Annotated in this window: 15 protein-coding genes; 1 reads left to right on the forward strand and 14 read right to left on the reverse strand. The window is 47.6% G+C overall.

Going from position 1 to position 12,626, the window contains the following annotated elements; all coding sequences use genetic code 11:
- Window positions 1–43: 43 nt before the first annotated feature.
- From ACQQ6X_RS04615 to ACQQ6X_RS04670, 12 genes are all read right to left on the reverse strand, one after another.
- A complete protein-coding gene (locus ACQQ6X_RS04615) occupies window positions 44–676 on the reverse strand; it encodes a tetratricopeptide repeat protein (RefSeq protein ID WP_305164412.1) in 633 nt (210 codons plus the stop codon).
- Window positions 677–758: 82 nt separating this feature from the next.
- The gene (gene panD / locus ACQQ6X_RS04620; protein ID WP_305164413.1) at window positions 759–1,142 is read right to left on the reverse strand and encodes an aspartate 1-decarboxylase; all 384 of its coding nucleotides are present in this window, start codon (window positions 1,140–1,142) and stop codon (window positions 759–761) included.
- A complete protein-coding gene (panC, locus tag ACQQ6X_RS04625) occupies window positions 1,135–2,073 on the reverse strand; it encodes a pantoate--beta-alanine ligase (protein WP_305164414.1) in 939 nt (312 codons plus the stop codon). The genes panD and panC overlap by 8 nt, the downstream gene beginning before the upstream one ends.
- On the reverse strand, window positions 2,070–2,978 hold the full coding sequence (gene panB / locus ACQQ6X_RS04630; RefSeq protein ID WP_305164415.1) for a 3-methyl-2-oxobutanoate hydroxymethyltransferase: 909 nt from the start codon (window positions 2,976–2,978) through the stop codon (window positions 2,070–2,072). Before panB ends, panC begins: the two co-directional genes overlap by 4 nt.
- A 346-nt stretch (window positions 2,979–3,324) precedes the next feature.
- On the reverse strand, window positions 3,325–4,299 hold the full coding sequence (locus ACQQ6X_RS04635) for a biotin--[acetyl-CoA-carboxylase] ligase (protein ID WP_305164416.1): 975 nt from the start codon (window positions 4,297–4,299) through the stop codon (window positions 3,325–3,327).
- Window positions 4,292–5,614, reverse strand: a complete 1,323-nt coding sequence (locus ACQQ6X_RS04640) for a CCA tRNA nucleotidyltransferase (protein WP_305164417.1) — start codon at window positions 5,612–5,614, stop codon at window positions 4,292–4,294. Before ACQQ6X_RS04640 ends, ACQQ6X_RS04635 begins: the two co-directional genes overlap by 8 nt.
- A 53-nt stretch (window positions 5,615–5,667) precedes the next feature.
- Window positions 5,668–6,831, reverse strand: coding sequence for an N-acetyl-alpha-D-glucosaminyl L-malate synthase BshA (gene bshA, locus ACQQ6X_RS04645; protein WP_064796416.1), 1,164 nt, complete (start codon window positions 6,829–6,831; stop codon window positions 5,668–5,670).
- Between the two features lie 83 nt (window positions 6,832–6,914).
- On the reverse strand, window positions 6,915–7,607 hold the full coding sequence (gene bshB1, locus ACQQ6X_RS04650; RefSeq protein ID WP_063213463.1) for a bacillithiol biosynthesis deacetylase BshB1: 693 nt from the start codon (window positions 7,605–7,607) through the stop codon (window positions 6,915–6,917).
- The gene (gene mgsA / locus ACQQ6X_RS04655) at window positions 7,604–8,041 is read right to left on the reverse strand and encodes a methylglyoxal synthase (protein WP_063213464.1); all 438 of its coding nucleotides are present in this window, start codon (window positions 8,039–8,041) and stop codon (window positions 7,604–7,606) included. Before mgsA ends, bshB1 begins: the two co-directional genes overlap by 4 nt.
- A gap of 56 nt (window positions 8,042–8,097) precedes the next feature.
- Window positions 8,098–8,901, reverse strand: a complete 804-nt coding sequence (dapB, locus tag ACQQ6X_RS04660) for a 4-hydroxy-tetrahydrodipicolinate reductase (RefSeq protein WP_305164418.1) — start codon at window positions 8,899–8,901, stop codon at window positions 8,098–8,100.
- Window positions 8,902–8,932: 31 nt separating this feature from the next.
- On the reverse strand, window positions 8,933–9,451 hold the full coding sequence (locus ACQQ6X_RS04665) for a tetratricopeptide repeat protein (RefSeq protein ID WP_305164419.1): 519 nt from the start codon (window positions 9,449–9,451) through the stop codon (window positions 8,933–8,935).
- A 50-nt stretch (window positions 9,452–9,501) separates the two neighbouring features.
- Window positions 9,502–9,831, reverse strand: coding sequence for a nucleotide pyrophosphohydrolase (locus ACQQ6X_RS04670; RefSeq protein WP_007430805.1), 330 nt, complete (start codon window positions 9,829–9,831; stop codon window positions 9,502–9,504).
- Between the two features lie 214 nt (window positions 9,832–10,045).
- On the opposite strand from ACQQ6X_RS04670, the gene ACQQ6X_RS04675 reads away from it, so the two are divergent.
- Window positions 10,046–10,915 (forward strand): YitT family protein, encoded by an 870-nt coding sequence (locus tag ACQQ6X_RS04675; RefSeq protein WP_064796410.1) that lies wholly within the window; start codon window positions 10,046–10,048, stop codon window positions 10,913–10,915.
- A gap of 75 nt (window positions 10,916–10,990) precedes the next feature.
- Here ACQQ6X_RS04675 and ACQQ6X_RS04680 read toward each other — a convergent pair whose 3' ends face one another.
- Window positions 10,991–11,836, reverse strand: coding sequence for a sporulation protein YpjB (locus ACQQ6X_RS04680; protein WP_305164420.1), 846 nt, complete (start codon window positions 11,834–11,836; stop codon window positions 10,991–10,993).
- A gap of 135 nt (window positions 11,837–11,971) precedes the next feature.
- Window positions 11,972–12,622, reverse strand: coding sequence for a DUF1405 domain-containing protein (locus ACQQ6X_RS04685; protein WP_305164421.1), 651 nt, complete (start codon window positions 12,620–12,622; stop codon window positions 11,972–11,974).
- Window positions 12,623–12,626: the final 4 nt, after the last annotated feature.

A 12,626-nucleotide genomic window follows, 5' to 3' on the forward strand; every position in this document is an offset into this window, starting at 1 on the left:
CCCAAGGAGGTGGGCATGCATCGTCTTATTCGGTGTCTGACAGCTACATCCAGGTTAACATGGAGCTGTTGCATCGAAGCTTTTCGGCACCAGACAAACAGGCTTGCATATTGTGCAGTGGCTCGGGCAGCGTTGGATCGAACTGATGTGCGAGAGCAAAATATTTTTGCGCCTCTTTTACGTCAGCCTGCTTTGCCATCAAACAGCCTAACGCATTAAAAATGACGGCTTTTAGCCCCGGCTGTTCAGTTAGGTGCAGCACCTTCTGAAAATGACCTACAGCCTCTGCTGAATCATCCAGTTGAAAATAAGCCATCCCCATATACATGCAACTCTGCCAACTGCTTGGAAAATGCTGTAGCACCTGCTTAAATTGCTGGATGGCCTCAGGGTACATAAGTAATCGATAATACCCCTGCCCCCGGTTAAAAGCCGGCAGCTCCTTTTCGGGCAATTCAGCGTCAGACATGTCGGTCTCTGCGGAAAAGCCAGCCGCACGCAAGCAAACCATTTTTTCCTCAAAAGCCAGCCACTCATCCATAATTCCATCACTCATTCTCCGCAGCAGACTCCAATTCTGCAGCAGCTCCTCTCTGCGGGGACCCTGGGCTGATGGGTAATGCTTCACGATATCATCTAACATGCTGTTCATTTCTGCGAATACATGCTGGAACATGTGCATCCCGCCCTTACGAAAGATGGATTATTACAATCACATTTTTCGCTTAAATGAGGGGTTTCATCCGCACTCCCATTCATTACATGATCGTCGCGTGTACTTCCTTGTTCATCGTTTGAGCTGGTTTATTATGTTCATCCACAAATACCACTGTTGGCTTGTATGCTTTGGCCTCTTCATTTGACATGGAAGCATAGGAAATAATGATGACTGTATCCCCAGGCTGCACCAGACGGGCTGCCGCACCGTTGAGACAAATCACGCCGCTTCCGCGCGGTCCTGGAATCACATAGGTTTCCAATCGAGCTCCATTGTTATTGTTTACAATTTGAACCTTTTCATTCTCCAGTAGATCCGATGTCTCCATCAAATCTTCATCTATGGTAATACTCCCCACATAGTTCAGGTTGGCTTCGGTAACCGTCGCGCGGTGAATTTTAGATTTCATCATGGTTCTAAACATGGGAAAGTACCTCCACTTTCTGTATTCTTATATTGTCAATCAGTCGGGTATTCCCAAATTTTACAGCCAGCGCAACAATGATGTCGTCCTGCACATCACATAGACGCTGCTCAGGGCGAAGGGGCTCCAGACCAGGAAAAGTTAATATTTCAATATAGTCAATATCTGCCAAAGGAGAAGTGGCAATGGTGGACTCCACCATTTGACGTATCTGCTTCATCGTAATGGTGTTCTGTACAATATCTTCACTCACTTCTTGCACCTTGCGCAGGGACTGAGACAGCACTAATGCCTGCTCACGCTGTTCCGCACTTAGATATACATTACGGGAGCTAAGAGCCAAACCATCGGCTTCTCTGACGATAGGACAAGGTATGAGGGTCACATTCATATTGAGATCAGTCACCATTTGTTGAAGCACAGCAACCTGCTGCGCATCCTTCATTCCAAAAAAGGCCAAATCAGGACCTACCATATTAAACAGCTTGGCTACCACTGTAGTCACACCGTCAAAATGGCCTGGACGGGAGGCACCACACAAGCGGTCTGTCAAAGCGGATACGTGAATTTTGGTTTGGGTTGGCTGCGGATACATTTCTGCTACAGTTGGCAAAAATACAATATCCACGCCTTCGCGCCGAGCTACCTCCAGATCACGAGCTTCATCGCGAGGGTAGCTGTCCAGGTCTTCGGTAGGTCCAAATTGAATTGGATTTACGAAAATGCTAAGCACCACCGTATCTGCCATTTTGCGCGCCTTTTGCATCAAGCTCGCGTGCCCTTCATGCAGGTATCCCATTGTTGGTACAAAGCCAACTTTATGTTGCAGTAATGAGGCAGAATCGTGTGCTTTTTTTTCTCCATTGGCTCCAAGCTGCCGACGTTCGGCAATAACCTTGCGGAGCTGAGCTACTTCTCTTACGATGATCATGACTGAGATTCCACCTTTTCCTTAGCTTGTTCCCGCGCTTGTCCTTTTGCTTGTCCGTACAAGGACTCCAGGGACTCCACAACGCGATCATCCGCGCTAAACACATGCTCTTGAGCCGGGAATGCCCGCCCTTTTACATCGCTCACATACTGCTCAATGCTGCTGCGGATCAAACCGCCTACATCGGCATAGGTTTTAACAAAACGTTTGCTGAAATAAGGCGAAGCATATTGAATCAGATCGTGATAAACGAGTACCTGACCGTCACATCCACGTCCTGCACCGATTCCAATCGTCGGAATGGAGAGTTCTTTAGAAATCGCTGTTGCCACTTCCTCAGTCACCAATTCCAAGACAATACCAAAGGCACCTGCCTGTTCTAACGCCTTGGCATCTGCCATCAATCGGCGTGCATCCGCTTCGTCCTTACCTTGAATGCGATAGCCGCCAATCTGATTAACGGATTGCGGAGTAAGCCCGATATGTCCCAGCACAGGTACACCTGCCTGAACAGTCGCTTTTACAACATCGGCGATTTCTGCTCCACCCTCCAATTTAACAGCATGCGCATGTCCTTCCTGCATCAGACGACGGATGCCTTGAAGACTTTCGGATATACTGCTGTGATATGTCATAAAAGGCATGTCCGCTACGATAAATGTATGCTCAGCGCCTCTTGCCACTGTCCGGGAATGGTACACCATATCATCCAAGGTCACAGGGATGGTCGAATCATAACCAAGCACTACGTTACCCAGTGAGTCCCCGACGAGAATGATGTCAATTCCCGCTTCCTCGGCTATCTTAGCCGATGGATAATCATAGGCGGTCAGCATACTGAGCGGAATGCCCTCCCGCTTCATTTTTTTCATTTTCACAATATTCAGCGCTTGTTTTCCTGCCATTTCGAATGGCTCCCTTCCATCTTTTTTTGGCACAAAAAATAACCTTTTATGAACGCTTGTACATCTGCGTCATCAAAAGGTCCGAACAGCCAAAAAAGACACTCATTTTGAGATCGTCCCTTCTGTCTCGGTCCTGTTCGGCTCAGAGCAGAATCCAACGTAACCTTCAAATGAAGTTATGATGGTCTTACAAACTAGCTAAAGTAGAGCATGTGCCCTTGGAGTGCAGCTCGGACCGTCCGATGCCGCCTCCTGCACAGTATAACAAAAAACATCCACTTTTTCACGTGAAGTTTTACACAGGGAACAGAATGATTATGATCGTTTTTCACAGCTAAGGTCGCTTCTACAATTGTATATCCCCTGAAATGACCTGAATTCGCTCTCCAAGATCCGTTTCAATCATGAGTGCCCCTGAAGGGTCCAAGCCGACCGCTGTACCTTCTACCGCTATCCCTTGACCCGTATGTGCCCGAACGCTGCGATTCATCGTCACGGATAACGCCTCCCACAGCATAGTTATAGGCTGGAACCCCTGCTCGGCATATAGCTTGCTTAGCTGCTCCATTTCTTCCAGAACTGCAGCAATCAGTGTAGTACGGTCAATTTCAAGCCCTGCTTCTATTTTCAAAGATGTCCCTACATGGGATAGCTCTTCCGGGTAATCTTCTACATTCAAATTTACGTCGATACCAATTCCTGCAATGCAATAGCGAACCCGTTGATCCTCTGTTGCAGATTCCAGCAGAATACCAGATACCTTACGACCATGGATCAGCAGATCGTTTGGCCATTTAATGCCTGCCTCCACACCCGTCAGTCGGCGAATAGCCCGACATACCGCCACACCTGTAAGCAGTGTTAGCTGGGGGGTAAAGGCCAAGGGCTGTGTGGGGCGTAATACAATGCTCATCCATATCCCTTTACCGCGAGGGGAATACCATTTCCGTCCCTGACGTCCCCGGCCTGCTGTCTGTTCCTCTGCCAGCACTACCGTTCCCTCTGGTGCGCCCTCTTCTGCCAAACGCATAGCATCCTGCTGAGTGGATACCGTTGAATCCAGCACTATGATACGCTGGCCAAATGATTGGGTAGTTAATAGGTCTGCCAATTTGGAGACTTCCAGTCGGTCAGGCCGAGATATCAACCGATAGCCCCGGCGCGAAGAGGCATCGATATTATAACCCAGCTCACGCAGTTTGTTGATTTGCTTCCATATTGCTGTGCGACTAACGGAGAGGCGGCGGCTAATCTCCTCACCAGATACGTAATCAGATGAACCTTCCTCCAGTATGCCTAACAGTCTCTCATGATTATTCACTACTCATCACCCGTTTCACTTCCTGAAGCAATGTTTCTGTTTCATTCGGGATATCTCCGCAAGCGACCGCTTGTAAAAGCTGTTCCATCAGCTGTCCCAGCCACGGTCCACCTGGTCGATTCATTGCCTGAACCAGCTCATTTCCAGTAATATTTAAATCCTTGATCCGAACGACTACTGCCTGCTGTGTCCAAGAGTTTGCCAGTTCAGCTATTTTCTGCACATGCATTTCTACCGATGGCGATAATCTGCGGAACGAAGAAGGCAATGTCTTGTAAAGCTCTAACCAGTCTGATGCTGTGTCCTTTCCCAGCCTAATTAACAATTGAATCCAGCTGCGACGAAGCGCCTCATCGTTGATACGGTCAGAATCACTTGAAACAGAGTTCCCAGCTATGGCAGCAGCATGGCTGATAATCTCGGTTTCCCATTCCAACAAATGAACCAAACGCAGACGTACAGCGTTAGAGAAAGTCCAAGCTCTTAATAGCTCGTCTGCTGCCTCGGAGCTAAGTCTACAAGACATAAGGAGCAACCCCCATCGCAGCTCTGCTGGCAGCTGCACGATCTCCTGGAGCGCCTCTGCATCACATTGTTTCCAGGAAACTGGCACCTTCGTACAGTCGAGCAATCCGCTACGACCCAGCATCTCCAACCCACGTAACGGGTCAGGCCCCGCCAGCATCTTTTCTAATTCGACTCGTACCCGTTCCATGGCTATGTATCGAAGTCCCTCTCTGCGGCGGATCATACCTTTCCAGGTATTGTAAGCCACTCGGAACCGGAATACAGAGGCAAAACGGATGCAACGCAGCATTCGCAGCCCGTCCTCCTCAAAGCGTTCCTCGGCTCGTCCCACACAACGAACGAGAGCGGCTCGCAAATCAGCTTCTCCACCAAACGGATCTACTCGCTCCCCGTGTTCAGCCATCGCTATCGCGTTCATCGTGAAGTCCCGCCGCATCAGATCCTCACGGATGTCCTTCACAAAGGATACTTCTGTTGGACGGCGGTGATCGGTGTATCCACTTTCCGTACGAAAAGTGGTCACCTCGAATGCATAACCGTCCTGCATGACCGTTACCGTCCCATGCTGGATTCCTGTCGGAATCACATGAGGGAACAGCGTTAAGACCTCCTCAGGCTCAGCCGAAGTAGTCAGATCCATGTCATGAATAGCTCGTCCTAATAGCTCATCGCGCACACAGCCACCGACCCAATAAGCTTCGTGGCCTGCTGTGGTTAGTGTATGTATAACCTCTCTGCCGCGAAGAGCCATTTCTGGATCAGCATATTGCCAAGTATTTGTATTCACAGGGTTTCCCCCTTTGCAAGTATTCAATAAAAAACGGACGCGAGTCCGCCTCCTTAAACGCTGATCGGTTTAAGATCCGGCACCTCGCGTCCCAACACACGGTAATAGATTTCTTCATATTGACGGGTAATCAGCTCATCGCAGAATACGGTACGTGCTCGTGTCAGGCACGCTTCACGGAAACGTTCCGCCATCGCTTCATCGGACAGTAGTTCTACTGCATAATCCGCCATCGCCTCGGTATTACCGATTTCAGCAAGATACCCCGTACTTCCATGCACGACAAGTTCAGGTACTCCTCCTGCCTGAGAACCAATTGTTGGCACTCCACAGGCCATTGCTTCCAGTGCAACTAGACCAAAACTTTCCTTCTCCGAAGGAAGCAGCAGCACATCCGCCATAGAAATCACTTCTGCGATTTGATCCTGTTTACCCAAAAAGAAGACTTTGTCCTGCAGGCCCAAACTTTCGATTTTACAACGAATCTTTGGAAGATCCGGTCCTTCTCCTACAAACAGCAGCTTCGCAGGTACCTTTTGCTGCACTCTGTCGAAGATATCCAGCACATCTCCCACCCTTTTAACCGGACGGAAATTGGAAATATGCATCATAATTTTTTCGTGCGGTTGAGCAAAATCTCTCCTAAGCGCAGCGGCATCTCTTGGATAATATACTCGTTTATCTACAAAGTTGTAGGTCAAATCTATAGGTCGTGTTATTTCTAACGCATCGATTGTCTCCCGAATCAAATCCTTGGAAACTGCTGTCACAGCATCGCTTTTGTTAATAGCCAGTCGAATCAGATCCTTTAACGATTCATCCTGTGCCAACACTGTAATGTCTGTGCCGTGCAGGGTGGTGACCACTTTCAAATGATCGCCCACCATTTCCTTCGCCAAATAAGCGCACACCGCATGCGGAACAGCATAATGAACATGGAGTACATCCAAATTCTTCATTTGAGCCACCTGGGCCATTTTTGTCGCTAGTGACAAATCATATGGCGGATATCTGAACACATAATAATCGTTAACTTCGACTTCATGATAAAAAATATTTTTCTGGAACGTCCCGCCTAATCTGAACGGAATGCTATTAGCAATAAAATGGACCTCATGCCCTTTTTCTGCCAGCAACTTGCCCAGCTCAGTAGCCACAACGCCCGAGCCACCCAGTGACGGATAACAGGTAATCCCAATTTTCAGTTTGTCATTCAAGCTAAGCTGCCTCCTTCCGTTCATCCATAATCACTTGTATCCCATATATTTCAGCATTCTACAACATGCGTAGGTATAAATCCTTATGTGAATAGCTTAACCAGATATGGCGTTTTGGACGCAAACCCTTCTGCATATGAAATCAGTTTGCGTTGCCCCAGCAACGAATCCCTAGCCTTTACCCGTTCCACATAGCCCTGATTCAGTGGTGTGGATACCGTGTCCTTCCCAGGTGCTGCCTGAAATTGCGAAGCATAACTCAATAACGACTGTTCCTTGGCATCATAATGCTCGGTAATGTCCACGATCAGGTCTGTTCTGCCGATATCATTGATAAAATAAAAATATAATTGCTCGACCTGTACCGCGGGACTCTCTGGCATAAAACGTCTCAACTTGGCGTTAAACACAGCTTCTTCTACTAACTTGCTGCACATGACATGATCCGGATGCCGATCCTCCCAATAAGGAGCAAATACCACTTTTGGAGCATGGCGCCTGATTTCTGCTGTAACTGCTGCTACATGTTCAGGTGTTACATATAACCCACGATCAGGCAGACCCAAATTCGTCCGCACAGCAAGCCCGAGCACTTTCGAGGCCTGTTCAGCTTCAGCCATACGAGTATCCACATCACCATTGGATGACATTTCAGCCCGCGTTAAATCGCACACCCCTACCTTTAGACCTGCGGCTGTATGCTTGGCAATGGTGCCACCCATTCCGATTTCCGCATCGTCGGCATGGGCTCCGAAAACCAGGATGTCCAGCGTCATTTCACATCACCCTGCTGGTCAAGGCCCGGTTTATATTTATGTACCAGTTCGCGCCAAGCAAAGTCGCCACGATCCAGCGCTTTCACCAGTATTTCAGCAGTTGCAACGTTGGTTGCCAAAGGAATCCCCTGCACATCACACAGTCGTAGCAAGGCGCTAATATCCGGCTCGTGCGGCTGTGCCATGAGAGGATCCCGCAAAAATATAATCAAGTCCATATCATTTTGCGCAACCATAGCCCCGATTTGCTGATCTCCACCGAGCGGACCGGACATGAAGCGGTGAATTTGAAGCTTGGTTTGCTCCATTATGCGCTGACCTGTTGTGCCTGTTGAATACAATTGGTGATCTGTAAAAACATGCTCATACGCCGTTATAAAATTAACCATTTCATCCTTTTTGCGGTCATGCGCTATAAATGCAATCTTTAACATTCGAAATTCCTCCTGCCTCATTCTATAATGCCATTCATCAATTCATTCGTATATTCTTAATCGATATAATGCTCAAAACCATATACAAGCCCCGGTTGCTCCATCACCTTCTGAATACCGATTTTAACACCCGGCATATATCCAGCTCGTTCATAGGAGTCCTGACGAATTTTCAGAGATTGTCCAAACCCTCCAAATATAACTTCTTGCTGTGCGAACACACCAGGAAGACGGACACTGTGAATACGGAATCCTTGATAGTAACCACCACGTGAACCTTCTAGCATTTCTTCCTCTTCCGGATTGCCTTGACGTAGCTCCTGACGCTGCTCGGCGATCAGTTCAGCAGTCTTAATGGCTGTGCCTGAGGGCGCGTCCAATTTTTGGTCGCCATGATATTCGATAATTTCCAGATGTGGGAAATATTTTGCTGCCTGAGCCGCAAACCGCATCATCAAAATAACTCCGATCGAAAAGTTAGGCGCAATCAGACCCCCAATTTGTTGCTCACGACACTGCTTGTCCAGTTCATCAATTTGTTCGGGGGTAAACCCTGTCGTACCGATAACCGGACGAACTCCATACTTAATAGCAAGCGCTGTATGTGCGTACGCAAAACGCGGCCCCGTAAAGTCAACCATGACATCGGCTCGGCTCTCCAGTAAAGCCTGCTCTACATCCTCCGTAATTGCGATACCAGCTTCTGGTAGTCCGACGAGAAGGCCGGCATCACTGCCGGCGTGTGTTCTGTTCACTGCGGCTACAAGCTGTAGTTCCTCATCCTGAAGAACCAATTTGACAACCTCACGGCCCATGCGCCCTGCTGCTCCAACGACAGCCACTTTTATTGGTTCTGACATATCCCTACAACTCCTTCTGCATCCATTTGTGCTAGATTTGTTGATTCATCTGCTGGCATAACTTCTTCATGAGGTTGGCAAGCTGCACATTGTGAGGAAACAGCGCTGCAGCCTCACGAGCAGCCTGCACAGCCAGCTTATGTTCATTCAATTCGTCGTAAATCAATGCGAGCAGCAAAAATGCGTCACCACATAACGGATCAAGGGAAATTGCCCGTTCCAGCAGCAATATCGCATCCCGATGCATCTGTGGCGTAGGTCTGTCGACCTCCAGCATTTTTCTGGCCTTTTCTGTATACTGCCTGGCTTCCTGCGCATGCAGATGGAGAACATATTCTTCCTGCTGTGGAGCGAGGCGAACCGCATGCTCTGCATATGCCAAAGCCTGCTCCAAGCGTCCACTACGAGCATAGGTAACCGAGCATCGGAAATAATGTTCCGCATGATCAGGCTGGGCTGAAATCGCTTTTTCAAACCATTCCACCGCCTGCTCAAAATCGTTCTGCAAAATGCACTGATAAGCTTTCTGAACGTATTCCTCCGCCTTCATGACACTGCACCTCCGGGTAACCGGTTTGGTACAGCATATGTACAAAACGCCTAATCGGTGTCCTTTTTGGTCCAGCGATTCGCGTCACGCGTGTTAAATTTATGCATAACCTTATCATGTGCCTCGGTCAAATTTATACCGAGTGAGTTCGCAAAGCAAACTGTGATGAACAAAATGTCCCCCAACTCCAGCTCAATGGAATTGTCGGCTTCATCCGTTTTTTTCGGTTTCTCACCAAAGGAGTGATTAACCTCCCTCGCCAGTTCACCGACTTCCTCGGACATCCGGGCCAACATAGCCAAAGGACTGAAATACCCTTCCTTAAATTGAGAGATATACTGGTCTACCTCACGTTGAATTTCATCTAACGATTTTTCCATGAAACACGCAATCCCCCCATGTGCAGGTTTATTCATATGTTATCGTAAAGCACATTTTAAAACAAATTTTTTTTAATTGTGGACTAACGATATCAACTTGCAGTCATCTGTCTTTTAAAGCTGCCGCAAAAAGGTATACTAAACATAGGGATCTGCGATTTACGAAAAATTGCATGGCGTCGCTCATCCTTAAACTGCTACTGTGAGGGATTATATGAAAATATCCAAGTCCATGGAACAGCTTAAATTGATTTTGCCGATCGTATTTGGCACAGCCATCTATGCATTCGGTCTTCTTTATTTTATTATACCCAGTAAATTGATGGAAGGCGGTATTACAGGGATTACCCTGCTGCTTAATTATGCTTTTTCGATTTCACCTTCTCTCTCCACCTTGTTTCTGAACATTCCATTATTTTTAATTGGATGGAAAATGCTTGGGGGCAAGTCGATTATATATACGGGGGTCGGTATTGGGTCACTCACATTCTTTTTGTGGTTATTTGAAAAAATGATTCATCTCGGATGGATGGGGACGTTTCAGACTGAACACGATTTTATACTTTCTTCATTATATGCGGGGGTTACGCTTGGGGCCGGGCTAGGCATTGTGTTCCGCTTTGGCGGCACTACCGGTGGCTCGGATATTATCGCTCGTATTTTAAATCGGAAGTTTGGGTGGAGCATGGGGAGGATTATGCTGGTAATTGATATTGTCATTATCGGCGCTTCACTACTTTACATACCCAAAGAGAAAATTCTATATACATTAGTCGCTGTGTTCATCGCATCCAAGATTATTGATTTTATACAAGAGGGGGCTTATTCCGCCAGAGCTTTTATGATTATCAGCGATCACACGATGGATATTGCTGATATTATTACCAGGGACATGGATCGCGGAGTTACGATTATTCCGGCTGTAGGTGCATTTTCCAAACAGGCCAAGCATGTTGCCTATTGTGTCGTGTCCCGTCAGGAAATACGGCGACTGCACCAAATAGTTAAAGCGGTTGATCCACGGGCGTTTATCATCATTCAGGATGTGCATGATGTACATGGGGAAGGGTTTAAAGAGGAATAGCCCGGTAATCCGGGCAATGGGCTAACAAATAATGGATGGCTCACAACAAAATTGCGAATGTTCAAACTTTCATCGTTACCCAGTAAAACCAGCCCTATATTTACGATAACCTGCATAGGCCAGCGCCAGCAGAACCATCATACCGATGGCCACTTCAGCCCGGCGCTCACTCTCATGCGGGATAAATGGCGCCAATGCGGTGGCGTCTTTTTCACGTCCAAACAAAGCATTAAACGTCGGATTACCCTGGTCCAATGCCCCTCTAATCGTTGAAGCATCTGCATTTTGCTGATTGCCCAATCCTTTGATGTAGGATATCCAGGAATCAGTCCGCACCACCTCAGTTGTTCTGCCATGGATCAATGCTGCTGTACGGATTGTTTCATAGTGGTCTTCGAGGACTGCGGTACTTGCTTTGAATCCCTTCATGTTCCCTTTAGCAAACTGGTTATTCAAACTGCTAACATCTTCTCTTAAAATTTTATAATACTGCTGCCATAAAGGCTGGCGCGGGTGTGCAAGCGCATCTGTCGCAAGCCGTAAATTGGCCGCTGCCTTCACCCACTCATCCGGTGATGCTTGAACGGACTGTGTAGCTTGCTGCACCTCCAAGATGCTGCCAGACAAAGCATGGATAGCCTCTACAGATAGCGCCGCCTGCACCTGCCCAGTGCTGAACCATCTGCTTACCTCGGCTACATCCGCGCGCGCTTTTTCAATATTCCCGTCCATTACGTCACGGTACAGTGTCGCAGCTGCATGATCCAGCTCTTCAATTTCCTTGGTTTTACCTACAGGTTTGGACTGATCCTGTGTCTCTGCCATACCTGGAGGGACGCAGACAGACAGCAGCAGGACCATCGATAAAACTACACTCAAAACAATACGTATCACCTTTGGAAACGCCTGACCTCTATTCATGGGACATCCCTCCTCACCTTACTGTATGGCAAGGTTAACAGGACTAGAACTTGCTTTAGGGCGATCGCTTGAACAGTATCTTCCTGTTTCAGCACTATCACGCTAAAATATCATCTAAAGAAATGTCGCGCGCACTCAAGCTACATCACGATAAGACGATACCTTTCGATTGCGCGCCAGCATGGCAAGCCATGCCGTTACAATACTAACAAGGGTCAGCATGTAGGTAAAAGCACGTACTTGCGGTACATCATCCGTTAGTGTTCTGGGAAGATAAGGGTAGATGCCAAAGGTATAATCCATCGTATCATTTAATAATGTCCACAGTGTAGCCAGACCTAAAGCAATCCATTTACAGCTAAAAAAACGTACAAACAGTAACGCTTCGACCGCCATTGCTGTGTGAGATGCTATCAGCATCCAATCCTGCCACACCATGTGTCCCCCCTGCGCAACTCCCCACAAAATAATAACCGAAGCCCAAACGCCATACTTTATACTCGTAACGATAGCTAACGCTTCTATAGTCTGACGAACGACCTTTAAGCTCTTGAAATGCGGAGGATAAAGCAAAAACAATATAGAAATCGTAAAAAACAAGCTGGCAGTCGGACTATCAGGCACAAATACAATCTGCCATATCGGGTGATAATTCAATGTATATTCCAGCTGTCCCCCATACCATATGTACCCATATACCGTTCCAACCAAATTACACCAGAATAGCAGCCACAAAAAGGGCCGGCTCGTCAAGAACGACCGGCTCCACAAATAAGATAACGACACGTCC

Source organism: Paenibacillus ottowii (genome assembly GCF_050516475.1).
Taxonomy (GTDB): Bacteria; Bacillota; Bacilli; order Paenibacillales; family Paenibacillaceae; genus Paenibacillus; species Paenibacillus ottowii.